This is a genomic window from Vagococcus allomyrinae, assembly GCF_017829975.1.
In the GTDB taxonomy this organism is placed as follows: domain Bacteria; phylum Bacillota; class Bacilli; order Lactobacillales; family Vagococcaceae; genus Vagococcus_D; species Vagococcus_D allomyrinae.
The window spans coordinates 71,746-97,409 of the sequence record NZ_JAEEGA010000019.1; the positions used below are offsets into that span (position 1 = coordinate 71,746).

Below are 25,664 nucleotides of genomic sequence, written 5' to 3' on the forward strand. Positions count from 1 at the left end.
CCCCCTAATTGAAAAGTCTTGTTAGTTGCGGTAGGCGATCTCCAAGCTTTTCTTTTTTGTTATATTAATGCTACCTAACCCTGATAATAAGCCTCCTTTCATAAATGAACCGAGGAACCGTAAACAGTTCCAATCAATAGTTCCACTATTTAATGTAGCAAGAAGTGTGCCAATAAAAATAAACGACAAACCGCATAATGTATAATGTTATGATGTTTATTTAGTGTGTAAAGCGTTTACACAGTGTTGGGATGGTTACACACAAATTTACAGACCTCTTGTTAATCTACTGAGTGATTACATCGCCATGTTTGTTATGAAAATGATGATTGACAAGACAGTCAAGAGACGTTATTATCTTTAATAAAGAATCTTTATTAAGAGACTTTATTAAGGAGGAACTATGAAAATAGGCAAGCCGCAGTTAATGCGAGAAATAAACATGAAACAAGTCAGAGAGATCCTTCAAGTGAACAAGTCTCTGACAAAACCTGAGTTAGCCAAGTTAAGTGGGTTAAGTGTGGTGACGGTAAATGCCTTAGTAACAAAACTAGTTAATCAAGGGGAAGTTTATCAATTAACGGAAAGTTCTATGACAGGAGGAAGGCCTGCCAGCAGATTTAGTTATAATTTTGATTATCAATTTGTTTTGGCCATCTGTTTGTATCAAAAAGAAGTGACAGATGTGGCGGATTTTACCGTGTGTAACTTAGCGGGAGAAGTGAAGGCCCATTGGTCTGTTGAATTCCAGCTGGTGACAAAAGAAACGATTTCAGAACTTATTCAATCTGCTAAGAAAGAGTATTCAGCAATACAACAGGTAGCAATAGGAATGCCAGGCGTGGAGATAGCTGGGAAAATTAACATGAGTGATTTCGTGTTGATGAAAGATGTTTTTTTGCGAAGCTATTTAATGGAGACTTGTCAGTTACCAGTCATCATAGAAAATGATGTTAATAGTGTGTTATTAGGACATTGTCATACTCAAAGGCTTCAAGGAGAAACGGTGGTAGCACTATATTATCCTGATAATTATCCCCCCGGTAGTGCGGTTTATCTTAATGATCAAATCGTTCATGGTGTTAATGGGCTTGTAGGAGAAATTAATCTTCTACCACTATCAGTTCATTGGCATCAGGTGGCAGAAGAAGAGGGCGATTTGACAATGAATATTTGTCAAACGATTATCACGATGATGATCGCTTATGATCCTCATCAAATTGTTATTTACGGTAAGCGACCCCAAGCAGCTATGTTGCCAGTAATTGAACACCAACTAACTGACTTATTTGGCCAAGTAAGTGTACCAAAAATTGCTTTTTTACAGAGCTTTAATACAGACTATCTGGCCGGAGTTAAATCTCTTGCAATTCAAGTACTAGAAAATAAATTTCACTCAGAAGAAAGCAGGTAATGAATGGCAACAGTATTTTTGAGCATTATTTATATCACATTTATTAGTTTAGGTTTACCGGACTCACTCCTTGGTGTGGGCTGGCCAGAAATGTATCGTGATTTGGCTGTCCCCCAGAGTTATGCGGGTTTGGTTTCAATGACGATCTCTTTTGGGACAATCACTTCCAGTTTTTTCAGTGGTAAGTTAATTCGAAAATTTGGAACTGGGAAGCTGACAGCTGTTAGCGTACTGGGAACAGCAACGGCGTTACTAGGTTTTTATTTAGCACCTGCTTTTGGCTGGGTGTTAGTAGCAGCCGTACCACTTGGTTTAGGAGCTGGAGCAGTTGATGCTGCCCTAAATGAATATGTGGCCGAAAACTACCAAGCTCATCATATGAATTGGTTGCATAGTTTTTGGGGAATAGGGGCTTTAACAAGCCCTCTGATAATGTCGCAAGTCTTATCCCAGGATCGCTCATGGCGTGTTGGCTATTTAGTTGTTGCCGTTATCCAGTTTATTTTGGCAATCGTCTTATTGATGACATTGCCAATGTGGCGAGGGAAGGAACAAAAAAAGACAGCGGAACAACAGGAAAGAGCACTTACTCTTTCTTTTCTGATTAAAATGAAAAAAGTTCGTCTAGCGCTGTATGCCTTCTTTTTATATATCGGGGTTGAAGCGACGATGGGGCTTTGGTCCAGTAGCTATCTAATTAATGTTAAAGGAATTGATAGTTCAAAAGCAGCTATTGCAGTTTCAGGCTTTTTCGGTTTTATCATGTTTGGCAGGCTGATTTCAGGTTTCGTTTCGATGTTATTGACTAATCGTCAACTGATTAGGATTGGTCAAATATTAATTGTATCTGGAGCATTATTGTTAATTCTTGCTAAAAGTTACCCGCTGTTATTATTGGGGATTTGTTTAATTGGTTTCGGATGTGCGCCGATCTATCCCGCCATGTTACATGAAACTCCTGAACGTTTTGGGCAAGCCATTGCGCAACAGATAATGGGAATTCAAATGGCGATTGCCTATACTGGATCAGTAGTACTACCACCTTTATTTGGTTTCTTGGCACCAAAATTAGGCATGGAAGTGTTGCCTATTTTCCTAATTGGCTATGGTAGTGTGATGTATGTGGCGTCGGAATTGCTCAATAAAAAATTAGATGCTGAAGGCCAGCTAAATGAGAGATAACCAAGAATAAGAGGTAAGAATTAAGAAAAAATGAAAAAAGTTGCTTTTTATGATGAATACTCTATATAGTGTGTTAATATGGTTAAGTATTGATTAACCACTATATATTGATTGGAAGTTGGAGGCAATGAGCGTGATAGTATTAGCAGGCACAATTGGAGCAGGAAAATCAAGTTTAACAGAAATGATAGCAGACAGACTTGGCAGTAAGGCCTTTTATGAATCTGTCGAAAATAATGAGGTCTTACCACTTTTTTATGCAGACCCAAATAAGTATGCATTTTTATTGCAGATCTATTTTTTAAATAAGCGGTTTGCCAGTATAAAACAAGCGTTGCAAGATGAGAATAATGTATTGGATCGTTCGATGTATGAGGACTCATTACTTTTTCATTTAAATGCCGATCTAGGACGTGCGTCAGCAACTGAGGTGAAGGTTTATGATGAGTTACTTGCGAATATGATGGAAGAGTTGCCCTTTGCGGCTCAGAAAAAACATCCTGATTTATTGGTTCATATTAAAATTTCTTTTGAAAAAATGTTGGAGCGCATTGAAAAAAGAGGCCGAGAATTTGAACAATTGTCATACGATCCTACTCTGTATGATTATTATAAGGAATTAAATCATCGTTATGATCAGTGGTTTGAGAATTATCATGAAAGTCCAAAAATTCAAATAGATGGAGATCGCCACGATTTTGTGGAAGATCCTTTAGCACGGGAATATGTATTAACGCTTGTGGAAGAGAAACTAGCTGAGAGTCGCAAGTAAAAAGACATACAACCGTCAGTGGTTCGTATAAATAGTAACGGTTGGAATTAAGGTGATGTGAGTTAGAAGATGATTTAATTCCAACCGTTTTTTATATTAACAATTAGTCACTAACGATGATAGCGATAACTTTTTCATTTGTGTTTTTGATGTTAGTAACCAATTGCAATATTTACCATATGAATCAGAAAAATGAACTTTAATTGAAATCTAAGGGCTACTAGCCTAAGCGACGATGGGTTTCAACGATGAGTGGTTACAATCGGTCACCACTCGTCATTTAGTTAATGGTTTACTTTAAAATGAGTGCTAATGTCACTGATCTTAATCACTTCTCTTAAGCTTGTTTTATTGTTATAGAATGATAGAAGGTCTGGGTTAATCACTTGCTTAAACTCACGGCGGCCACAACGATTATAAGTTTCTAAATCTTCAATGTCAATCACAGCGGGCTGAAATTCTTCAACGGTGCCACCATCAACTTTTGAGATCAAAGATAAATCGGAAAAATGACTAAAGATTTCAATTACTTCAAGTGATTCAATGGTGCTGACTCGCATCAGTTCTGAGTTTAAAAAGTCTTGAATCCTTTGTTTTGCGTGATTATTCGCCACGATAAATGCTGTTAGCAATTGTTTTGCTTCCGAGTCTTGCTGGTTTAAAAAAAGCGAAAAAATAGTTGTAAGCGTCATTCCCAGTACTCCTTTTAAAACAAAATTCAGAATAAATTTTTTGTTTTAGTTGATATCAATAGTTTATCATGAATTGGTGATCAGCTGTAATAATTAATTTGTGAACAGCTGCATATTACTTAATTAACCCTCTGTTTGCGAGGTTTTTTTTTGTCTTTTTTTTGATGGTAAGTGTTATATAATTGTCAGGAGAAAGGGCTTTTGATAGACTATCAGTATAAGGAGGAGGAGCTATGGATAAGGAGTTTGGAAAGAGAATATATCACGCAAAAGCAGATAATGATATGAGTGGTTTAACATTTGTTTTAATCGGAGCGGTGATTGGAGTCATGGCCAACTTTGTTTTTGCTAAAGCACTTCTATTTTTTATCAGTGTTATTTTAATGGCGTTTGGATGGTATGTTATAAGGCGCTATAAGTATCATTATCTATTTTTTTACACTAGTGTAATATTTTTGAAAAAACCTTTTTCAACAGTTGTCATTCAAGCAAACCAGATCAAAAACATTGAATTTAAAGAGTTACCCACGATTACTAAAACAGGAATACTTTGTTATCCAATCCTTATGCTAGAATCTGGCGAAAGAGTGAAGCTTTTTAAAGTTTACCAAGGCGAATTTAAACAAGTACTAGATGATTATAAAGCGTTGCACGGATTTTAGGCAGTGCTATTTGTTTTTGTTGAAAGCATTTAGCAAGGTGCCAATCTTTTTTGCCTTTCAGATATAAAAAATGCCTCTGATTTCTCAGAGGTTTCTTTGCGATTTTAATCGATCCGGTTGCCCGAATGGAGCTGGCTGGCATTAGACCCACCACTCTGTTGTCCTTGCGTGTGGAGAATTGGGAGACACTGAAAATCACTCATTGATGGCGACATATGAACAGGTCAAAAGAAAGTTACAAGAGAATCACAAGCGATTAGAGATATGCGAACCATCGCAACCAGTCTAGGCATGACTTTGGAAGCTAGACAACGCCTTGCTATCACTAATGCTAAAAAGGAAAAGCCGACAGATCCTTTTGAAAGGTTATTAAATGGAAGCTAACTTTGCATTAGATTATGCTGACAAGGTGCTGAATGGTGAGATTATTGCTGGTAAAAAGATAATTCAAGCTGTGACCCGATTCAAACGAGATTTGAAACGGTCTGAACAGTCGGATTTTCCTTATTATTTTAATAATGATAAAGCAACTCAATCAATTAAATTCATGGGATTATTACCTGGTACTGACGGCAGCCGAATTGAGATGTTACTCTTCCAAAAATGGTTGATCGCTGAACTTAATGGATGGCGAGAGAAAGAAACAGATAACAGGCGATACAATCGGGCCTTTATTTCAATGAGTCGGAAAAATGGAAAAACGTATCTCGTTAGTGGAATGGGCTCAAATTCGTTACTCATGGAGAAAGAACCGGCAGAAGGTAGGCAGATACTATTTGTATCGAATGCCTTAAAACAATCTAAGATAGGGTATAACATGATGGCCGCTGGTCTACGTAATGTGACTAAACAATCAAAATATATGCGCCAACGGCTGAAAATTTTAAATTCTCAAATTACAGATTTAGAAAGTAATAGTTTCGCCATCGCCTTAGCATCTGAGACAAGCACGCTAGATGGCTTCGGGGCTACTACTGCCATATTAGATGAATGGCATGAAGCAAAGGACAGAAAAGTTTACAACGTTATCAAATCAGGTATGAGCAACCAAAAAAACGGGTTGTTGGCAGTTGTGTCTACAGCTGGCTTGAATATCAATGTGCCAATGTTTGAAGAATACGAATTTCTTTCAAAGGTATTAGACGGGAAAGAAGAGGCTGACCGTTATTTTATTGCCATATGGGAACTTGATGATAAAGAAGAAATACACAATGAAGATTTATACATTAAAGCTAACCCAATTTTTGAGAGTGAAGAAATTAAAAATACCATGATTCAAGCGATACGCGATGATGTGGCATTAGGGATAAAACAAAGCAACTTAAATGCGGTTTTAGTTAAAAATTTCAATTTGTGGTTACAAGCTTCAGACAATAGTTATGTTGCATCTGAGGATTGGGCGAATGCCGAAGTAGAAGAACTTGATATTCAAGGGAAAAGTGTTTATGTCGGAATTGACCTATCTAAAACAAATGACCTGACCAGTTTATCATGGATCATACCGCTTGAAGAAGGACAGTTTTACTGTGACAGTCATAGTGATGTGTTTACCGCTGTCAAGATCATTGCCAGCGACATAGCGTCAAGTCAGCTACAAGTAGTAAAAGGTGGCATGGTTGACGAGCAAACTAAGCTAGATTACTTAATCAATGTGAAGCCAAATAGCATCATGGACGGCTGGCATTTCAAGTTTGCACTGGCGGCTAATATGTTGTTGAATGGCAATAGTTTTGCTGAAATAGTTCGTAAGGGTGAAGAAATAACAGAATTGAACCTATTACTAAATTCAGAAACAAGCCTGAAACAGAGTGACAGCGGGTCATTGTACTATGAAGTGACAGAGGGAACCAACACTAGAAAGCTTGATGCCGAAAATGTGCTTCACTTCAAATACTTTTCGCAAGACGGCATAGTAGGCTTATCCCCGTTGCATAGTTTATAATGTTGACCTTGACCCAGCATTGAATAAAGTAATTATGACGAACCAGACGGGCTTTAATCACTTAGACACGTTAAAAGACAAGTCAGCAACCAGTGCCCCTTAATAATAAGATGAATATCCATTGGAAAGGTAAGTCTTATAATATTGTAAAAATTAATGCTGATACGAGTAGTAAGGAATTTGATGTGATTGTAGGAAAAGAATTTAGCTAGAAGATGAACACACTCTTAACAGGGCGTGTTTTATTGTGTATACTGATTAAGAGGTGATACTTTTTGAAAAAAAGGCTAATTTGTACTTTAATGGTTTTTCTTGCTTTTACAGTGTTATTTACTTTGATAATAGGAATTGTGATGAAAATACCTAGACTTCCTTTTATAGGTGGAAGTGAAGAAGGCTGGCTGGGTTATTGGGGAGGTACTTTAGGTTCTCTGATTGGAATTATGGGAGCGTACTTAGTTATGAAGGAGCAACTAAATGTTGAAAAAGAACAAGAAGAAAAAGAACGTGATCCAATACTAACATTAGGTAAAGGTGAAGCAATTACACTGGAAAGATATTTACTAAACCCCGAAGTAATAAAAGTTCCAATCATTAACGGTGGTCAAACTCCGGTGTTTAATGTAAAAATCAGTTATGTTATTCTTAAAGAAACATTATCGAATACTGGAAAAGATGAAATTGATATTAGTAACAATTTTTTCTCATTTGACATTGATAAAATACATGTCATGATGGCTAGTTCTACCGAAATTCAATACATTTCAGTTTTGATGCCGGGCGAGAAACAAAATGTAAATTTAGGTAAATCAATAAGTCAATTATATTTTTATCATATGGATAATATTGATAAAAGTGAAATTGAACATAATTATGAAGATTTTAAAATACAAATAATTTTAGAGTATCAAGATTATAAAAATGAAAAAAGAAATAATGACTTTAATTTGGGGATTAGTTTGATTGGAATGGAGTATAATGATAGTAAAAAGATACATAAATTATTTTGTTATGCACAATTGATTAATGCCCCTAGCTAAGAAGATAGTCAAATATGGCTATCTTTTTATTGTGTGAAAAAGTAAAAAAATAACCTAAAAGGGACTAATTAAAATTGCCTCCCACAACGCTAATTTTAATTGCTAAATGCCATAATTAAATGCCAAATTAAATGCCATTTATTGTTAATGAGTGTTAATCAGTGATAAGTGTAAAATAAAAAACCCTTATATATCAAGGGTTTTAACTCCGTTTGTGAATGTGTGTTACCACCAAATGGAGGCGGCGGGAGTCGAACCCGCGTCCAAGCACATCGCCACTTCAATATCTACGCTCATAGTTTAATGCTTAAATTTCGCTGAGAGTTCTGACATTAAACAAACATTGCTCTTCGCTAGTCTGATAAACTCTTCTAAACATTCCAGACGGAAACATTTAGCGTATCCCACTTAGTTTGAGACCCTGATCCAGCACATGGGAGATGCTGGGAGGATCTTCGCCAACTGTTTTTAGGCAGCTAGAGCGAAAGTGTTTTCGTTTTTAGCAGTTATATTTAACTGTAACGTTTTTACGTAGACGTAACCTACGGAACGCAATTCAAGCTCGACTATACCTGTCGAATCCGTAACGCCCCCTTAAATAATAAGGGTGTACGGTGTTGTACTGGAATAGTATAACACAAGTCTAAGGGGATTTAAAGTCAGAGAGCACTAAAAACTTTAGTGCTCGCTTTATCTTAATAGATCAAATTGTATTGTCGTAGGGCCCTTAAAATGCCACCTTCAGTATTTTTAGTGGTGATATAGGTAGCTATTTCTTTTAATTCTGGTTTGGCATTCCCCATCGCAATCCGATGATCGCAGGCTTTCAGTAGATCGATATCATTAAGCCCATCACCAAAGCCGTAAGTTGGAACGCCTTCCAGTCCCAGGGCCTTGACCAATTCGCGGACGCCTTTTCCTTTGTTACCACCCTTGCTGATAACATCAATAGAATGGGGACCATTACGGAAAAAGGTCAATTCAGGAAAGTTTTCTTTATAAACATCGTCATGCTCTTCTCCAATGACCAACAACATATTTAAATCACGTTCGCGATAAAGTTGGCTGTTGACGATTGGAAGAGGAGAGTGGATGTAGTTATAAGTTTTCTCGACCATCGGGGTATGTTGAGAGACGGTAATTAAGTCAGGTGTATAAAAGCCTATTTCTTGCCCTAAGGCTTGAGTTTGATGGTACATTTTTTCACAGATATCTTGAGGAATTAAACCGCTGTAGACCTCTTTGCCTTCAAACAACACGTATTGACCGTTCATCGTAATCAATGAGTCGATGCCAGTGCGTTGGCTAATTTCTCTGACTTCAGTGTTTGTGCGACCGGTAGCAATCACGGGAATAATTTTATTTTCTTGTAATTCAATCATGGCTTCGATGATTTCAATCGTCACATCAGAATGCTCATCTAAGAGGGTGCCGTCTAAATCAAAAAATGCTAAACCTTTTACTTCTGTCATAAGTATAAATACTCCTTTTATAAGTGCTCTATTTGCTATCAAAGAAAAAAATGCTACCCCTATCTTAGCAAAAAAACAGGTTCAGTGCTAGGTTTTTCAATTTGACAGTTTATGTTTGTTGAAACCTTTGCTAATAGAGTATACTAAAGACATAGGTTAGGGGAAATTAGGGGAATCATTGAAAGCTTTTTGAAAAAGTTGTGAAGAGTGTAATTTAATAAACGTTCTATAGTATAATACAAATTAAGAGATAAGTGAGGAGATTGTAAAAATGAAAGTGCTAATGATAGAAGATAATGAATCAGTATCAGAAATGATGCAGATGTTTTTTTTAAATGAGAAATGGGATGCTACCTTTAAATATGACGGCAAGGAGGGCTTGGATGCCTTCTTAGAGGAACCTGAAGCTTGGGATATGATTACCTTAGATTTGAATTTGCCAACCATGGACGGAGTAGCAGTTTGTCGAGAAATCCGTAAAACATCCAGTACGGTTCCCATTATTATGTTAACGGCCCGTGATTCGGAAAGTGATCAGGTTATTGGTTTGGAGATGGGGGCCGATGATTATGTGACAAAACCCTTTAGTCCACTTACCTTGATCGCCCGGATTAAGGCCCTTCATCGACGGGCTGAATTAGTCGAAGGCACTGTCAGTAGTGAAGACGGAAATGGTGATTTCGATATTGCCACCGACCACTTCAAGATGAATACGAAAACACGAGAAGCCTATTTGGATGAGGAATTGATTGAAGGCCTAACACCGAAAGAATTTGATTTATTGTATACGTTGGCTAAAAAGCCTCGTCAAGTTTTTTCTCGGGAGCAATTATTAGAAATGGTATGGGATTATCAATACTTTGGTGATGAGCGAACCGTTGATGCTCACATAAAAAAATTACGTCAAAAAATCGAAAAAGTTGGCCCTCAAGTTATTCAGACCGTTTGGGGTGTCGGTTATAAATTCGATGACTCTGGAGTCGATGTTAAATGAGGTATCTCTTTCAACAAATGATTGCCTTTTGGGCGATTATTTTGACTATTTTAATTGTGGTAGGCGTGTCCTTTACACAATTTACTAAGCGAACCATTCTAACGAATACCTACGATCAGATGCAAGCTTACGCTGATTCAATTCAGGAGAATAGTCAAGAAGATCCAGGCATGTTAAACAATAGTTTATTGTTAACGGAATTGGCTCTTAAAAATCAAAATATCAATTTCTTTTATATCAATGCAGACAAAGTCGTGGAATACCCCAGTGAAAAACAGGGGCAACAAGTTAATTTTATTTCCAAAAGCAATTGGAAAAAAGTTCAAAATGGTGAAGGGGTCTCTACATCAGTTGAATTTACGACTAGCACTAATAGTAAGATTCACATGGCCATGGTCTTAAAACCGTTGTTTATTATTAATAAGTCCACGAATGAAAGTCAGTTTTATGGGACGATTGCGGTGCTGCAACCGACGAGTAATATTGAAAACAGCATGAGTGGACTGACGGAAAATCTGTTTAAAGCCTTCTTAATTTCAAGTATCTTTTCGTTGATTTTTAGTTATATGTTGGCTCAATTTCAAGTTAATCGAATAAACCGAATGAAAAAAGCCGCACGCCAAATTGCAGAAGGGAATTTTGATGTTAACTTAGAAGTCAAAAGCAATGATGAGTTGGATGAGCTGGCGACGGACTTTAACCGAATGGCTCAGGCATTGAAAGAATCCAACGAAGAAATCGAGCGTCAAGAGGATCGACGCCGACAATTTATGGCTGATGCGGCTCATGAGATGCGAACCCCTTTGACAACCATTAATGGCTTGCTGGAAGGAATTGCCTACAATGCTATTCCTAAGGATCAGGAAGAAAAATGTATCCAATTAATGCGTAATGAAACAACTCGTTTGATTCGATTAGTCAATGAAAATCTCGACTATGAAAAAATTCGCACCAATCAAATTAGCATGGTGATTCAAAAGTTTAGTGCCACAGATACGTTGAAGCAAGTGGTACAACAGCTTCAAGGAAAAGCGGAAGCTTCAGGCAATCAGCTTAGTCTGACGACCACAGACGAAATTGAGGTGTATGCGGACTATGATCGTTTTGTGCAAATCATGGTTAATATCATTCAAAATGCGATTCAATTTACACAAGACGGCGAGATTACTGTGTCAGTAGAACGAGGGTATTTGGAAACGACTGTGAAGATTAGCGATACGGGAATCGGTATGACAGAAGAAGAAGTTCAAAATATTTGGGAACGTTACTATAAAGTCGATCCATCACGAAAAAATACCAAATATGGCGAGTCAGGCTTAGGTTTGTCGATCGTTCATCAGCTGGTGAAACTTCATAAAGGCACGATCACTGTTGAAAGTGAAAAAGACGTTGGTACGACATTCAACGTGACCTTTCCAGATGAAGAAGCACGAGAATTGATTGAGGAACCGAAGGAATCAAATTAAGAAAAAAAGGTGGCAGGCTGTGCAAATCAGTCTGCCATTTTACTGAAAAAATTCTAATGAAAATGTTCTATTGATGTACGTAAGAGGTTTTTTTTGATACACTAAGACAATAGACGAACATAAAGGTGGTAACATGCAAGATAATTATAATTACCCACTAGATATAGAGTGGACACAACCAGAAATGTTAGTTGTAATGGCAATGTGGCAAGCGCTGGAAGACACTTATGAGAAAGGATTGCCTGCTGCTCAATTTTTAACTGTTTATCAAGAGTTTAAAACTGTGATTAAGAGTATCGGGGAAGAGCGAAAACTTGGGCGCGATTTTGAAGAAGTATCAGGCTATTCTTTGTATCGTGCTGTTCAAGCAGCTAAAGCTGCACCTGATAAAATGCTTAAGATGAAAGGAGCCTAAGACGATGAGTCAGCAGCAAATGGTCGAAGAAATTAAAGGCTGGGTTTACGAAGCTGGGGAAAACATTAAACGAAAATTACAATCCCCTTTAATTGTGGAAGAAAAAACCAATAAGTCTGATTTAGTTACCAATGTTGATAAAGAAACCGAAGCTTTTTTCATTGATAAAATTCGCCATCATTATCCTGACGATCAAATTTTAGGGGAAGAAGGTCTCGGTGACCATGTGACTGATTTTAGTGGTCGCGTGTGGATTATTGATCCCATCGATGGTACCTTGAATTTTGTTAAGCAACAAGACAATTTTTGTACAATGCTTGCCGTTTACGAAGAGGGAATCGGTCAGATGGCATTTATTTATGAGGTCATGCGAGATGAACTGCTTTGGGGTGGTAAAGGAATGGGTGTCTATCTCAATGAGCAAGTGATTAAGGATGTACCAAATATTACCTTGGAAAAAGGTTTGATCAGTGTCAACACTCATATGTTTTTAAATAATACCTATGAAACGCAAACGGTTGCCATGAAATCAATTGGTGTTAGAATGATCGGTTGTGCCGGAATTGGTTTTAAAGAGTTGATTAAAGGCAATCAAAATGCCTACATTAGTAATCTTCAACCATGGGATTACGCTCCAGCTAAAGTGCTAATGGAAGAATTAGGACTTAAGATGATTGCACTAAATGGTGAACCCTTAGATTTAAGGCAAAAAGTCCCGATATTGGGTGCGACGCCGGCGGCTTTTGCCGAAATTCAAACCCGCCAAAACTAAGTGGTTGCTTACTATTTGAATGAGACTCGTAACTTTTTATGTTTTCTGAAAACTTTTTATTGTTTTTCATGAGAGTTTTTTGCTATAATGAAAAGTCGAGTTAATTTGAGATAGTCGTTTTAGTTTTTTTTTAAAGTTGTGTCTCTCTTAAGAAATGAAAGAGAAATGCAACCTTTTGAAAGATAGCTAGTAAGATTTAGTGCTTTACATATAGTGAGGAGAATAAAAAGTGAAATTAAGAGAAGATATCCGCAACGTAGCCATTATTGCCCACGTTGACCATGGGAAAACAACAATGGTAGATGAATTATTAAAACAATCTGATACATTAGACGGCCATGTAAGCTTGGAAGAGCGCGCAATGGATTCAAATGATATCGAAAAAGAGCGTGGTATTACCATTTTAGCGAAAAATACTGCCGTTAGTTACCAAGGAACCAAGATCAATATTTTAGATACGCCAGGGCATGCGGACTTTGGTGGTGAAGTAGAGCGTATTATGAAAATGGTTGACGGTGTTTTATTAGTTGTTGATGCATACGAAGGCACAATGCCACAAACTCGTTTTGTATTGAAAAAAGCCCTTGAGCAAAAACTAATTCCGATCGTGTTAGTCAATAAAATTGACAAACCTTCTGCTCGTCCGGCTGAAGTTATTGATGAAGTTCTAGAACTATTTATCGAACTAGGTGCTGATGACGATCAATTGGAATTCCCTGTTATTTATACGTCTGGTATCAACGGAACGTCGAGCTTGTCAGAGGATCCAGCAGATCAAGAAGCATCAATGAACCCTGTTTTTGATACGATTTTGGAACATATCCCAGCGCCAGTTGATAATAGTGATGAACCCTTACAATTCCAAGTATCTTTATTAGATTATAATGACTATGTTGGTCGTATTGGGATTGGGCGCGTCTTCCGTGGAAAAATTAAAGTTGGTGACCAAGTGTCATTAATGAAGTTAGATGGCTCTGCAAAGAACTTCCGTGTAACCAAATTATTCGGATTCTTCGGTTTAAACCGTGTGGAGATTACTGAAGCTAAAGCTGGCGATTTAATTGCTGTTTCTGGAATGGAAGACATCTTCGTAGGAGAAACAGTCACACCAACAGATCATCAAGATGCACTGCCAATTTTACATATTGATGAGCCAACTTTGCAGATGACATTTTTGGTAAATAATTCACCTTTTGCTGGTCGCGAAGGTAAATTTGTAACGTCTCGGAAAATTGAAGAGCGTTTGTTAAATCAACTGCAAACAGATGTGTCACTTAAAGTAGATCCGACAGATTCACCAGATGCATGGATAGTATCCGGGCGTGGTGAACTCCACTTATCTATTTTGATTGAAAACATGCGTCGTGAAGGATTTGAATTACAAGTATCACGTCCTAAAGTTATTGTAAAAGAATTTGATGGCCGTAAATGCGAACCTTTTGAGCGTGTGCAAATCGACACACCAGAAGAATATATGGGCAGCATCATCGAATCGTTAAGCCAACGTAAAGGTGAAATGCAAGACATGATTCATACAGGAAATGGTCAAATTCGCTTGATTTTCCTAGCACCTGCTCGTGGTTTAATCGGCTATACGACTGAATTTATGTCGATGACTCGTGGTTATGGTATTATGCACCATACTTTCGATCAATATTTACCTATGATTCAAGGAACAATAGGAGGACGCCGTAATGGGGCCCTTGTGTCCGTTGATACTGGAAAAGCGACAACCTACAGTATTATGAGTGTTGAAGAACGTGGGACAGTCTTTGTCGAACCTGGAACAGAAGTTTATGAAGGCATGGTTGTCGGAGCTAACAGTCGTGAAAATGATTTGGGCGTTAACGTGACCAAAGCTAAACAACAAACCAATGTTCGTTCTGCAAATAAAGATCAAACAAACGTCATTAAAAAACCAAAAGTGATGTCACTTGAAGAATCATTAGAATTTTTGAATGACGATGAGTATTGTGAAGTGACACCAGAAAGCATTCGCCTGAGAAAACAAATCTTAAACAAAGGTGAACGTGAAAAAGCTGCTAAAAAAAGCAAAAAAGCTGATTAATTAATTTGAAACTCCAAAGATGATTGTGTCTTTGGAGTTTTAGTTATGTTACACATTGAAGCAGTGTGACACTTCCTTTCACAAAGAGTAAACTTTCAGGACAACAATAAAAAGAAAACGTTTAAATAGGCATTGAAGTTCTAACTATAGTGAAGTATAATATTAAGTGTAATGAAAAGTTCTTTATGAATTGTTCCGAAAAAGAGTCCTTAATTGTCTTTTTGAACAATTGTAGTAAGGATGTTTAATTACAAAGTAAAATTGATGGAGGCTCTATTTGATGGAACAAGGTAAAGTGAAATGGTTTAACAACGAAAAAGGTTTTGGATTTATCGAAGTTGAAGGTCATGATGATGTATTTGTACATTTTTCAGCTATTCAGGGCGATGGCTTCAAATCCCTAGAAGAGGGACAAGAAGTTGAATTTTCAGTCGTTGAAGGCGAAAGAGGTCCTCAAGCTGCTGAAGTGATTAAACTTTAAGCATTTATTTAATCCAATTATCGAAAAAGTATCTTATCTTATGATAGGGTACTTTTTTTGCCGTAACTTTCAGTTTCTAGTGTGAAAAAGAGAATATCTGGTTTGACACATCGAAAAGTTAACGGAAACAAATCAGCTTTCAGCTGGATTTTTATAGCGCCGATAAAATGATTCAAAGCTTTTCGTACTTTAATACTTTTTTAGAAGAAGTTTGGCCTGAAATTTGCTATAATGGAAGAGATTGAAAAATGGGGTTGGCAGTGATCTTGTCAGCATTTTTTTGATACAGAACAACTAGAGAGGACGTTATGAATGTCAACTAAAGATTCCTTAATAGATGGAATGAATCCAAAGCAAAAAGAGGCGGTTCTTCAAACAGAAGGCCCGTTGTTAATCATGGCTGGTGCTGGAAGTGGTAAGACCCGAGTGTTAACTCACCGAATTGCTTATTTAATCACTGAAAAAAATGTGAATCCTTGGAATATTTTGGCCATAACTTTTACGAATAAGGCCGCTAAGGAAATGAAAGAGCGGGTCAATAATCTCCTTACTAGTGGTGGAGAAGACGTTTGGGTTTCCACGTTTCACTCAATGTGCGTCCGGATGTTACGTCGGGATGTCGATCATATTGGCTATAATCGAAATTTTACGATCATAGACAGTGGGGAGCAGCTGACGCTGATGAAGCGGATTGTTAAGGAACAAAACATTGATCCTAAAAAATATGACCCTCGCAGTATTATTGGAATGATTAGCAATGCTAAAAATGAATTGCAGACGCCAGAAAAATACGCCGAATTAAATAATGGTTTCTTTGAGGCGATTGTGGCAAAGTGTTACGGTGCGTATCAAAAAGAATTGCGAAATAATCAGTGCATGGACTTTGATGATTTGATTATGCTAACTATTCGGCTATTCGATGAGCACCCAGATACATTGGCTTATTATCAAAATAAATTTCACTACATTCATGTGGATGAATATCAAGATACTAACCATGCTCAATACACTTTGGTTAACATGTTGGCTGCCCGCTTTAAAAATCTGTGCGTGGTTGGGGATGCTGACCAAAGTATTTATGGTTGGCGTGGTGCAGATATGCAAAATATCTTGGATTTTGAGAAAGACTATCAAGAGGCCAATGTGGTCTTATTGGAGCAAAACTATCGTTCAACATCGAATATTTTGGCAGCGGCCAATCACGTGATTGAAAATAACAGTCAACGCCGTGATAAAAAGCTGTGGACTGACAATCAGGACGGGGAGAAGATCACCTATTATCGCGGTGAAACAGAACGTGGTGAAACACAGTATATCGTGTCAACCATTCAAAAGGAAATTGCGGAAAAAGGGCGGAAATACGGTGATTTTGCTATTCTTTACCGGACTAACGCCTTGTCACGGGTAATGGAGGAAATGTTACTTAAGTCTAATATCCCTTACAAAATGGTCGGAGGGCACAAGTTCTACGATCGCAAAGAGATCAAAGATATTTTGGCCTATTTAAATGTGATCGCTAATCCCATGGATTCGTTAAGTTTTGCCCGAGTGGTCAATGAACCAAAACGGGGGATTGGGAATACGTCTGTAGAGAAGCTACGTGAATTTGCAGCAATTCATGAATGGTCTTTGCTAGAAGCTTCAATCAATGTTGATTTGGCTAATATCTCAGGCAAAGCTAGTAAAGAATTAGCGGCCTTCGGCATGATGATTCAGGACCTACAAAAGATGGTTCCTTATTTATCCATTACTGAATTGGTTCAAGAAACTTTAAAGCGCAGTGGCTATGAGGCTGATTTGAAACGGCAAAATACACTGGAATCGCAAAATAGATTAGAAAACTTAGAAGAATTAATATCTGTAACTCAGGAGTTTGATAAGCAACAAGAGGCAGCAGATGAGGAGCTGGAAAATCCAGCGGACAAGCTGACGATTTTCCTAAATGATTTGGCTTTAGTCGCAGACATCGATTCTTTAGAGGAAGAGACTTCCCAAGTAACCTTGATGACATTGCACGCGGCTAAAGGGCTGGAGTTTCCAGTAGTCTTTCTCTTGGGAATGGAAGAGGGAATATTCCCTTTATCAAGAGCTTTGATGGAGGAAGCAGAGTTGGAAGAAGAGCGTCGTTTGGCTTATGTTGGGATTACGCGAGCGGAGAAAAAATTGATCATCTCCAACGCCTTTTCGCGAACCCTTTATGGGCGGACTCAGTACAATCGCCCGTCCCGCTTTATCGATGAGATTAATCAAGAACTACTGGAAGGGGACGGCGGCGTTAAATCTATTCAAAATCGTCAATCAACCCTTACAGGAGCCGCTACTCGCAAAGCTATTTATACACAACCTCAGCAAACCAAAGTTTCCAGTAAAGTAGAAACCGGCGGTGACCAAGAGGCCTGGCAACCTGGTGACAAAGTTCAGCATAAAAAATGGGGTGTTGGAACAGTCGTCAAAGTAGGCGGCAGTGCCAAAGATGTGGAGCTGGATATTGCGTTCCCAGCTCAAGGTATCAAACGTTTATTAGCAGCCTTTGCTCCTATTGAAAAGATTCAAAAATAAAGGTTACAGCTTTTCTTGGATGGCTTTATTAAAAGACTCATGCAAGTAAGTCATTCCCAGGGGGATTTGTTCTTCTGGGAATCTCAAGGTTAATGAGCTTTGTAAATCAGCACAACCCGATTTATAAAGCTTTTTCATAAGGAGGAACTACCGTGAAGCAAGAAGATGCGGTTTTGAGAATAGAAGAACTACGGAAAGATTTAGATAAATGGAACACAGCTTACAATGATGCAGATCAGCCCTTAGTAGAAGATCATATTTTTGACAAGGCTTATGCTGAATTAGTTGCTCTCGAAGCGGCTTATCCTGAATTGGTTACCCCTGACTCCATTACGCAACGTGTTGGTGGGGCGATCTCCACTGGTTTTACCAAAGTCACACACGACAGTCCTATGTTGAGTCTTGGCAATGCGTTTAATAAAGAGGATTTAGAGGCTTTTGATAAACGGATACGCAAATTGACGGAACTTCCGATTGAATACATGTGCGAACTAAAAATTGATGGCTTAGCAGTTTCGTTAAAATATGAAAATGGCCGCTTTGTTCAAGGGGCCACGCGGGGAGATGGGCGGATTGGCGAAGAGATTACCGCCAATCTGAATACCGTTAAGTCAATTCCTCGTCGATTAGCGCAACCTCTTACGATTGAAGTACGCGGTGAGTGTTACATGCCTAAAACGTCTTTTGCTGAGTTAAACAGAGTTCGTGAGGAGAATGGTCACGAAGTTTTTGCTAACCCTCGCAATGCGGCTGCTGGTAGTTTACGTCAATTGGATACGAAGGTAGTGGCAGAGCGTAATTTAAGCACCTTCTTATATTCAGTGGCGGATTTAGGTAGCTTGTCAGCAACTACTCAAAGTGGTGCTTTAGATGAGTTGGATCGTTTAGGGTTGACCACCAATCATGAGCGCCGTATTTGCCAAAACGTTGCTGAGATTTGGGAGTTTGTTCAAGAGTTTCAAGAAAAGCGGCCTCATTTGGATTATGAGATTGACGGGATTGTCATTAAGGTCAATTCTTTGCAAGCTCAACAAGAAATTGGCTACACCGTAAAAGCTCCGCGCTGGGCGATCGCCTATAAATTTCCCGCTGAAGAAGCTGAGACGGTGGTGAATGAGATTGAATGGACGATTGGCCGCACAGGTGTTGTCACTCCTACTGCTATCATGAACCCAGTTCGTTTAGCAGGAACGACTGTGGCTCGAGCTAGTCTGCATAATATGGATTTAATTCGCGAACGAGATATTCGGATTGGGGATCACGTGATGATTCACAAAGCAGGAGACATTATTCCAGAAGTCACCCGTGTGGTTTTAGATAAACGCCTAGCTGATAGTTTGCCTTATGAAGCACCTAGCACTTGTCCAGTTTGTGACAGTGAACTAGTTCATCTTGATGAAGAAGTTGCCTTACGCTGCATTAATCCGATGTGTCCAGCCCAGATAAAAGAGGGCTTAAGCCATTTTGTTTCACGGAATGCCATGAATATTGATGGGCTTGGTCCACGAGTCATTGAGCAGATGTATGATAAAAAATTGGTGGCTGATGTAGCGGACTTGTATTCATTAACCGCTGAGCAATTGTTAACGTTGGACAAGATTAAAGAAAAGTCTGCTCAAAATTTGCTGTCGGCTATTGCCAAGAGTAAAGAAAATTCTTTGGAAAAACTCTTATTTGGTTTAGGTATTCGCCACGTAGGCGCTAAAGCAGGGCAAATTTTAGCTGAAAATTTCAAAACAATCGAAGGTGTCATGGCGGCAACTGTGGAGGAAGTCACTGAAATAGATTCTCTAGGAGAGATCATTGCTGATAGTTTAGTGACTTACTTTGAAAAAGAAGAAGTTCACCAGCTGATAGATGAGTTGCGTGAAGCAGGTGTTAATTTAACTTATCTTGGAGTAACAGCCGCTGATTTAGCAGAGGTTGACTCCGTTTTTAAAGATAAAACCGTGGTGTTAACGGGAAGTTTAACTCATTTTAACCGCAATGAGGCCAAGGCGCGAATCGAAGCACTTGGTGGAAAAGTCACTGGTGGTGTGTCCAAGAAGACGGATATTGTTGTCGCTGGCGAGGAAGCTGGTAGTAAGTTAACAAAAGCTCAGGAATTGGGGATTGATGTTTGGAACGAAGCAGAGATGGTTGCCGCAATTGAAGGGAGCACGACCGATGAAACGTAAAAAAATAATGATTGGCTTAATTGGTGCAGTTTTGCTTTTAGCAGGCTGTGGTAAATTGGAAAAAGGGACCTCGAATATTTCGCCTAATCAAGCAAGTGGCGATAAAACTGCCACCACAGGACAGCTGAACGACTCGTCTTATCAAGCCCTACTGGTTGACGGTAAATATAAGACAGGAAAAGCGAGAGGTGTCTCAAAAAGTACTGTAAATAGTAACTACAATTTGTCAAATGTTGAAAAAGGGTTGATGGAGATGTCTAAGACTCCTTATCCAGTAGACAAATTTTTATTTCAAGAAGGGCAATACATCAGTCGTGAGGACATCATTCAGTTGATCAGTCGTCAAAGTGATGGTGCTCCTTTAGGCTTAAATCCTGCAGAGGGAGGTGGCCCCATTATTTTCGAACAAATCGTAGAACAAAACTATTTAAGCAAAGAGAACGAGCAGTTAGGTGGTGTTAGTTTAGGGATTGTCTTAAATTCTGTGGATTATAGTACCACCCCACCAGTTGAAATTGACGATGGAACGGTTAACTCAGAAGGACAGCGCATTGCTGGGAAGGTATTAGAGAGAGTTCGGACTATTAAGGGGCTGGAGAATATCCCGATCACCATTGGCTTGTTTAAACAGGCCACCAGAGATGATATTGGTGGAGGCAGTTACTTTGCTAAAGCTACGAGTAAAAGTGGCAATGAGTTAAGTGGTTGGGAAGAAGTTAATGAAGCGTACCTTGTTTTGCCGGCTAAAGAAGGCGAACAAAACAATGCGACAAATGATGGCTTATCCAATAAATTTACTGATTTTAAAAACAGTATTCAAAGTTTTTTTCCTAATTCTAGTGGTATTTCTGGCGTAGCAGCTTACCGTAATAATGAGTTACAAAAGCTGACTATCGTGATTGAAACGAAGTATTTTAGTGAAACAGAAATCTTAAACTTTACGCAATTTATTTCAACGACAGTGGACACCATTTTCAATATTAATGCCAATATAGAAGTCCAAGTTAATACGTTAGAAGGCCCTCAAGGTTTTGTTGAGAAGCAAGTTGGTTCGGATAAATCTGTTGGTCACGTTTTTAACTAACGAATAAGCGAAAGCATAGAGGTAACAGCTACCGTTTTTTCACGGAAAAGCTTTATCTGCTAGCAATTAAATGATAAGAGTTTCAGCATATTACAGAAACTTATGGTAAAATGGTTTCATGAAAATGAATGGAAAGAAGGCTAAGTATGGCAATTAGTGAAGGACAAATTAAACATGTAGCAAAATTATCGAAATTGGCTTTTCCAGAAGAAGAGCTTCACGGTTTTACCGAACAATTAGGTAAGATCATTGACATGGTCGAAACATTAGGAGAGGTTGACACTGAGGGTGTACCTGTTACGACTAATGTTATCTATAATAAGAGTGTAATGCGGGAAGACGTGGCTGTTCCTGGAACAGATCGCGAATTATTGATGAAAAATGTACCTGAAAAAGAAAATGGCTATATTAAAGTGCCAGTAATTATTGAAAATGGGGAGGCTGGCGCATAATGACGGAACTGTACAAAAAGAATTTAACAGAGTTGCATGATTTATTGACTGGAAAAGAAGTGACAGCGAAAGAAATTGCGGAAGCCACGTTTAAACGAATCAAGGAGACGGAACCACAAGTAGATGCCTTTATTACGTTAAATGAAGAGCGAGCCATTGAATTAGCCACAAAGCTAGATGTTGCAGGCATTGATGAGACCCAACCTTTGGCAGGTTTACCTATTGGGATTAAGGATAATATTGTCACAAAAGACCTACTGACAACAGCCGGCAGCAAAATGTTGTTCAATTTTGAGCCAATCTACGATGCAACCGTTATGGAGCAACTATACTCTGCTGGCATGATTCCGGTTGGGAAACTAAACATGGATGAATTTGCCATGGGTGGCAGTACAGAGACTTCTTATTTTAAGAAAACGAAAAATGCTTGGGATCAAACAAAAGTCCCTGGTGGTTCGTCAGGTGGTTCAGCGGCCGCTGTTGCCGCTGGGCAAATCGGTGCCTCTCTCGGGAGTGATACCGGGGGGAGCATTCGCCAACCAGCCGCTTTTAACGGGATTGTTGGTATGAAACCAACTTATGGACGAGTCTCACGCTTTGGGTTGATTGCTTTCGCTTCAAGTTTAGACCAAATTGGGCCTTTGACGCGAACTGTTAAAGACAATGCCTTCCTGTTAAATGCCATTAGTGGTTGGGATAAACGAGACAGCAGTAGTGCTAAAATTGAGGTGCCTGATTTTACAGCGGGGCTAACTGGCGATATTAAAGGACTAAAAATTGCTGTACCAAAAGAATTTATGACAGAAGGAGTGGCGCCAGAGATTCGCACTGCCGTGGAAAAAGCGGTCACTACCTTTAAAGGATTAGGGGCAACGGTTGATGAAGTGAGCTTACCCCACTCTAAATATGGTGTCGAAGTTTACTATATTATTGCTTCGTCTGAAGCGTCTTCTAATTTGCAACGTTTTGATGGAATTCGTTACGGCTATCGTTCTGAAAATGTGAAGGATTTAGAAGATGTCTATGTCAATTCACGTTCTGAAGGATTTGGTCTCGAAGTGAAACGTCGCATTATGTTAGGCACATTCTCATTAAGTGCTGGTTATTACGATGCTTACTTTAAAAAGGCTGGACAAGTTCGAACGTTGATTTGCCGTGATTTTGACGCGGTCTTTAATGACTATGACTTAATCATTGGCCCAACAACCCCAACTGTTGCTTACGGTTTAGGTGAAAATATTGAAGACCCAATTACGATGTACACGGCGGATGTTTTAACGATTCCGGTAAACTTGGCTGGCTTGCCAGGTATGTCAGTTCCATGTGGCTTTGTTGACGGCTTACCAGTTGGTCTCCAATTGATCGGTAAACATTTTGATGAAGCAACAATGTATCAAGCGGCTTATGCCTTCGAACAAGCAACGAATTTCCACAAGCAACAGCCAGCTATTTTAGGGGGGCATGCATAATGAACTTTGAGACAGTTATTGGACTAGAGATCCACGTTGAATTAAAAACAGAATCAAAAATCTTTTCATCAGCACCTGCTCACTTCGGTGCTGAACAAAATACCAACACCAATGTGGTCGATTGGAGTTATCCTGGGGTCTTACCAGTCGCCAATGAACGAGCGATTGAGTTCGCGATTAAAGCCGCGCTGGCGTTAAATTGTGGCATTACGCAAGAAACTCACTTCGATCGCAAAAATTATTTTTATCCAGATAATCCGAAAGCCTATCAAATTTCTCAAGATACTCATCCGATTGGCCATGATGGTTGGATTGAGATTGAAGTCGCAGGTAAAAAGAAAAAAATTCGCATTGAACGAGTTCATTTAGAAGAAGATGCTGGTAAAAATATTCACGGATCAGAAGGGTTTTCATACGTTGATTTAAACCGTCAAGGAACGCCGTTAATTGAGATCGTTTCTGAAGCAGATATGCGTTCACCAGAAGAAGCCTATGCTTATTTAGAAGCTGTCCGTTCAGTGATCCAGTTTACCGGCGTCAGCGATGTCAAAATGGAAGAAGGCTCCATGCGTTGTGATGCCAATATTTCATTGCGTCCATACGGTCAAGAGGCTTTTGGGACTAAGGCGGAGATTAAAAACTTAAACTCGTTAAACTTCGTCCGTAAAGGCTTAGCTTTTGAAGAAAAACGTCAGGCCAAAGTTTTATTATCCGGTGGTAAGATCGAGCAGGAAACTCGCCGCTACGATGATGCTACAGGAGATACATTGTTAATGCGTGTTAAAGAAGGGGCAAGTGACTATCGCTACTTCCCAGAACCTGACTTACCTGTCTTTGAGATCAGTGATGAATGGATCGAAGAAGTTCGTGCCTCTTTACCTGAGATGCCGACTGCTCGTCGGGCCCGCTATGTTGAAGAATTAGACTTACCAGAGTACGATGCCATGGTACTAACCTTGTCAAAAGAAATGTCAGATTTCTTTGAAGCGACTCTGGCCAATGGGGCGGACGCCAAACAAGCTTCCAACTGGTTGATGGGTGAAGTATCAGCTTATTTAAACAGTGAACATGTGGAATTACATGATACGAAATTGACGCCGAGCAATTTAGCAGGCATGATCAATTTGATTGCAGATGGAACAATTAGTTCTAAAATTGCGAAAAAAGTCTTTAAAGAATTAATTGAAAATGGTGGCGAAGCCAAAGACGTGGTAGAGAAAAAAGGCTTAGTCCAATTATCCGATCCGGCTCAGTTATTGCCAGTGATCAATGAGATTTTGGCCAATAATCAACAATCAATCGACGACTTTAAAAACGGTAAAGACCGTGCGGTTGGCTTCTTAGTGGGACAAATTATGAAAGCAACTAAAGGTAAGGCCAACCCTGGCGTAGTTAATAAACTTTTACAAGAAGAATTGGCTAAAAAGTAAAAACCGCAGCCAGTTTATTGGTGACAGTCTCAACTGGCTCGTTTACTATGAAGAAGAAGGAGTTCATTTCCGTGAAAGCTAGAGTGATTTATAATCCCACATCAGGAAAAGAAACCATCAAAAAAAGTCTACCTGATGTCTTGGACATATTGGAGGGGGCTGGGTATGAAGCGAGCGCTTTTGCCACAACTGCCGCACCAAATTCTGCTCAAAAAGAAGCAGAACGAGCTGCCTTAGCTGGTTTTGACTTGATCGTTGCCGCCGGTGGTGATGGCACAATTAATCAAGTCATCAATGGAATTGCTCCTCTTGAAAAGCGACCAAAGATGGCCATTCTTCCAGGAGGAACAACCAACGATTATGCTCGGGCTTTAAAAGTCCCTCGCGATAATATTGTCGAAGCGGCTCGTGTGATCGCTAAGAAACAAACGATTCGCATGGACATTGGCAAAGCAGACGAGACGTATTTTATGAACATTGGAGCGGGAGGCAACTTAACAGAACTAACTTATGAGGTGCCCTCCCAACTTAAAAGTGTTTTTGGGTATTTAGCATATTTAGTTAAAGGAGCCGAGATGTTACCTCGCGTTAAACCCATTAATATGCGGCTCGTATATGATGGAGGAGAATATATCGGCAAAGCGTCCATGTTCTTTTTAGGGTTAACTAACTCGGTTGGTGGCTTTGAGCAAATTGCCCCCAATGCCCAATTAGACGATGGCAAGTTTTCGCTAATCGTCGTTAAAACGGCTAACATTGTGGAAATCATGCATTTGGTTGCTCTGATGATTAATGGCGGGAAACATGTCAATGATCCGCGAGTTATCTATGCTAAAACCTCTCATTTGTACGCTGAAACCCTTGATGAAGGGGTCCGCATGATGATTAATTTAGACGGCGAATATGGTGGCGATGCGCCGATGCACTTTACGAATTTACACCAGCATATCGAGATGTATGCCAATTTGGATAAAATTCCAGAGGAAGCAGTGACAGGTGATAATCATGATATGTTGGAAGCCTCAGATGCGTTTATTAAGGAAGTTGAACATTTGACTGATGAAGATATTGACGGTGATGGCAAAATTTCCTGAGGGCGATATATAGCTGGAAAAATGGAC

General features: G+C 39.1%; 21 protein-coding genes and 1 other RNA gene. 19 read left to right on the forward strand and 3 right to left on the reverse strand.

Annotated elements, in window-relative coordinates:
• Positions 1-403 precede the first annotated feature (403 nt).
• The 3 genes from I6N95_RS22525 (at position 404) to I6N95_RS22535 (ending at position 3,368) form a co-directional block, all read left to right on the forward strand.
• Positions 404-1,414, forward strand: coding sequence for an ROK family transcriptional regulator (locus tag I6N95_RS22525; RefSeq protein ID WP_209531663.1), 1,011 nt, complete (start codon positions 404-406; stop codon positions 1,412-1,414).
• A gap of 3 nt (positions 1,415-1,417) precedes the next feature.
• Entirely contained in the window at positions 1,418-2,596 is a 1,179-nt protein-coding gene (locus tag I6N95_RS22530; RefSeq protein ID WP_209531664.1) for an MFS transporter, read from the forward strand.
• Between the two features lie 127 nt (positions 2,597-2,723).
• Positions 2,724-3,368, forward strand: a complete 645-nt coding sequence (locus I6N95_RS22535) for a deoxynucleoside kinase (protein ID WP_209531665.1) — start codon at positions 2,724-2,726, stop codon at positions 3,366-3,368.
• A gap of 284 nt (positions 3,369-3,652) precedes the next feature.
• Here I6N95_RS22535 and I6N95_RS22540 read toward each other — a convergent pair whose 3' ends face one another.
• Positions 3,653-4,060 carry a hypothetical protein gene (locus I6N95_RS22540; protein WP_209531666.1) on the reverse strand — a complete coding sequence of 136 codons (408 nt, stop codon included), beginning with the start codon at positions 4,058-4,060 and terminating at the stop codon, positions 3,653-3,655.
• Between the two features lie 233 nt (positions 4,061-4,293).
• Here I6N95_RS22540 and I6N95_RS22545 point away from each other — a divergent pair, with 233 nt between their 5' ends.
• The 3 genes from I6N95_RS22545 (at position 4,294) to I6N95_RS22555 (ending at position 7,704) form a co-directional block, all read left to right on the forward strand.
• Positions 4,294-4,722 carry a hypothetical protein gene (locus I6N95_RS22545; protein WP_209531667.1) on the forward strand — a complete coding sequence of 143 codons (429 nt, stop codon included), beginning with the start codon at positions 4,294-4,296 and terminating at the stop codon, positions 4,720-4,722.
• A gap of 373 nt (positions 4,723-5,095) precedes the next feature.
• On the forward strand, positions 5,096-6,664 hold the full coding sequence (locus I6N95_RS22550) for a terminase large subunit domain-containing protein (protein ID WP_209531669.1): 1,569 nt from the start codon (positions 5,096-5,098) through the stop codon (positions 6,662-6,664).
• 275 nt (positions 6,665-6,939) lie between these two features.
• A complete protein-coding gene (locus I6N95_RS22555; RefSeq protein WP_209531671.1) occupies positions 6,940-7,704 on the forward strand; it encodes a hypothetical protein in 765 nt (254 codons plus the stop codon).
• 233 nt (positions 7,705-7,937) lie between these two features.
• Here the strand turns inward: I6N95_RS22555 and ssrA are convergent.
• Both ssrA and I6N95_RS22565 read right to left on the reverse strand, forming a co-directional pair.
• Positions 7,938-8,298: a transfer-messenger RNA gene (gene ssrA / locus I6N95_RS22560) on the reverse strand.
• Between the two features lie 101 nt (positions 8,299-8,399).
• On the reverse strand, positions 8,400-9,176 hold the full coding sequence (locus tag I6N95_RS22565) for a Cof-type HAD-IIB family hydrolase (RefSeq protein WP_209531680.1): 777 nt from the start codon (positions 9,174-9,176) through the stop codon (positions 8,400-8,402).
• A 271-nt stretch (positions 9,177-9,447) separates the two neighbouring features.
• Between I6N95_RS22565 and I6N95_RS22570 the strand changes: the two genes are divergently transcribed.
• From I6N95_RS22570 to I6N95_RS22630, 13 genes are all read left to right on the forward strand, one after another.
• A complete protein-coding gene (locus tag I6N95_RS22570; protein WP_209531682.1) occupies positions 9,448-10,170 on the forward strand; it encodes a response regulator transcription factor in 723 nt (240 codons plus the stop codon).
• Positions 10,167-11,636 (forward strand): sensor histidine kinase, encoded by a 1,470-nt coding sequence (locus tag I6N95_RS22575; protein WP_209531683.1) that lies wholly within the window; start codon positions 10,167-10,169, stop codon positions 11,634-11,636. The genes I6N95_RS22570 and I6N95_RS22575 overlap by 4 nt, the downstream gene beginning before the upstream one ends.
• A 133-nt stretch (positions 11,637-11,769) precedes the next feature.
• The gene (locus I6N95_RS22580; protein WP_209531684.1) at positions 11,770-12,051 is read left to right on the forward strand and encodes a UPF0223 family protein; all 282 of its coding nucleotides are present in this window, start codon (positions 11,770-11,772) and stop codon (positions 12,049-12,051) included.
• Positions 12,052-12,055: 4 nt separating this feature from the next.
• Positions 12,056-12,823, forward strand: a complete 768-nt coding sequence (locus tag I6N95_RS22585; RefSeq protein ID WP_209531685.1) for an inositol monophosphatase family protein — start codon at positions 12,056-12,058, stop codon at positions 12,821-12,823.
• A gap of 229 nt (positions 12,824-13,052) precedes the next feature.
• A complete protein-coding gene (typA, locus tag I6N95_RS22590; RefSeq protein ID WP_209531686.1) occupies positions 13,053-14,891 on the forward strand; it encodes a translational GTPase TypA in 1,839 nt (612 codons plus the stop codon).
• Positions 14,892-15,171: 280 nt separating this feature from the next.
• Entirely contained in the window at positions 15,172-15,372 is a 201-nt protein-coding gene (gene cspD, locus I6N95_RS22595; RefSeq protein WP_209531687.1) for a cold-shock protein CspD, read from the forward strand.
• Between the two features lie 312 nt (positions 15,373-15,684).
• Complete coding sequence (gene pcrA, locus I6N95_RS22600; RefSeq protein WP_209531689.1) at positions 15,685-17,931, forward strand: DNA helicase PcrA; 2,247 nt, start codon at positions 15,685-15,687, stop codon at positions 17,929-17,931.
• Between the two features lie 152 nt (positions 17,932-18,083).
• Complete coding sequence (gene ligA / locus I6N95_RS22605) at positions 18,084-20,108, forward strand: NAD-dependent DNA ligase LigA (protein ID WP_209531692.1); 2,025 nt, start codon at positions 18,084-18,086, stop codon at positions 20,106-20,108.
• The gene (locus I6N95_RS22610) at positions 20,098-21,192 is read left to right on the forward strand and encodes a CamS family sex pheromone protein (RefSeq protein WP_209531694.1); all 1,095 of its coding nucleotides are present in this window, start codon (positions 20,098-20,100) and stop codon (positions 21,190-21,192) included. The genes ligA and I6N95_RS22610 overlap by 11 nt, the downstream gene beginning before the upstream one ends.
• A gap of 146 nt (positions 21,193-21,338) precedes the next feature.
• The gene (gene gatC / locus I6N95_RS22615; RefSeq protein WP_209531696.1) at positions 21,339-21,644 is read left to right on the forward strand and encodes an Asp-tRNA(Asn)/Glu-tRNA(Gln) amidotransferase subunit GatC; all 306 of its coding nucleotides are present in this window, start codon (positions 21,339-21,341) and stop codon (positions 21,642-21,644) included.
• The gene (gene gatA / locus I6N95_RS22620; RefSeq protein WP_209531698.1) at positions 21,644-23,113 is read left to right on the forward strand and encodes an Asp-tRNA(Asn)/Glu-tRNA(Gln) amidotransferase subunit GatA; all 1,470 of its coding nucleotides are present in this window, start codon (positions 21,644-21,646) and stop codon (positions 23,111-23,113) included. Before gatC ends, gatA begins: the two co-directional genes overlap by 1 nt.
• The gene (gatB, locus tag I6N95_RS22625; RefSeq protein ID WP_209531700.1) at positions 23,113-24,543 is read left to right on the forward strand and encodes an Asp-tRNA(Asn)/Glu-tRNA(Gln) amidotransferase subunit GatB; all 1,431 of its coding nucleotides are present in this window, start codon (positions 23,113-23,115) and stop codon (positions 24,541-24,543) included. The genes gatA and gatB overlap by 1 nt, the downstream gene beginning before the upstream one ends.
• Positions 24,544-24,614: 71 nt before the next feature.
• Positions 24,615-25,637, forward strand: coding sequence for a diacylglycerol kinase (locus tag I6N95_RS22630; protein ID WP_347340596.1), 1,023 nt, complete (start codon positions 24,615-24,617; stop codon positions 25,635-25,637).
• The last annotated feature ends 27 nt before the right edge of the window (positions 25,638-25,664 follow it).

Bases quoted from the DNA above. Each gene is read 5' to 3' on its own strand.
- I6N95_RS22525 (WP_209531663.1), top strand. From the start codon at position 404: ATGAAAATAGGCAAGCCGCAGTTAATGCGAGAAATAAACATGAAACAA.
- I6N95_RS22530 (WP_209531664.1), top strand. From the start codon at position 1,418: ATGGCAACAGTATTTTTGAGCATTATTTATATCACATTTATTAGTTTA.
- I6N95_RS22540 (WP_209531666.1), bottom strand. From the start codon at position 4,060: ATGACGCTTACAACTATTTTTTCGCTTTTTTTAAACCAGCAAGACTCG.
- I6N95_RS22575 (WP_209531683.1), top strand. From the start codon at position 10,167: ATGAGGTATCTCTTTCAACAAATGATTGCCTTTTGGGCGATTATTTTG.
- I6N95_RS22535 (WP_209531665.1), top strand. From the start codon at position 2,724: ATGAGCGTGATAGTATTAGCAGGCACAATTGGAGCAGGAAAATCAAGT.
- I6N95_RS22550 (WP_209531669.1), top strand. From the start codon at position 5,096: ATGGAAGCTAACTTTGCATTAGATTATGCTGACAAGGTGCTGAATGGT.
- pcrA (WP_209531689.1), top strand. From the start codon at position 15,685: ATGTCAACTAAAGATTCCTTAATAGATGGAATGAATCCAAAGCAAAAA.
- I6N95_RS22545 (WP_209531667.1), top strand. From the start codon at position 4,294: ATGGATAAGGAGTTTGGAAAGAGAATATATCACGCAAAAGCAGATAAT.
- I6N95_RS22580 (WP_209531684.1), top strand. From the start codon at position 11,770: ATGCAAGATAATTATAATTACCCACTAGATATAGAGTGGACACAACCA.
- I6N95_RS22585 (WP_209531685.1), top strand. From the start codon at position 12,056: ATGAGTCAGCAGCAAATGGTCGAAGAAATTAAAGGCTGGGTTTACGAA.
- gatA (WP_209531698.1), top strand. From the start codon at position 21,644: ATGACGGAACTGTACAAAAAGAATTTAACAGAGTTGCATGATTTATTG.
- I6N95_RS22610 (WP_209531694.1), top strand. From the start codon at position 20,098: ATGAAACGTAAAAAAATAATGATTGGCTTAATTGGTGCAGTTTTGCTT.
- cspD (WP_209531687.1), top strand. From the start codon at position 15,172: ATGGAACAAGGTAAAGTGAAATGGTTTAACAACGAAAAAGGTTTTGGA.
- gatC (WP_209531696.1), top strand. From the start codon at position 21,339: ATGGCAATTAGTGAAGGACAAATTAAACATGTAGCAAAATTATCGAAA.
- I6N95_RS22570 (WP_209531682.1), top strand. From the start codon at position 9,448: ATGAAAGTGCTAATGATAGAAGATAATGAATCAGTATCAGAAATGATG.
- I6N95_RS22565 (WP_209531680.1), bottom strand. From the start codon at position 9,176: ATGACAGAAGTAAAAGGTTTAGCATTTTTTGATTTAGACGGCACCCTC.
- gatB (WP_209531700.1), top strand. From the start codon at position 23,113: ATGAACTTTGAGACAGTTATTGGACTAGAGATCCACGTTGAATTAAAA.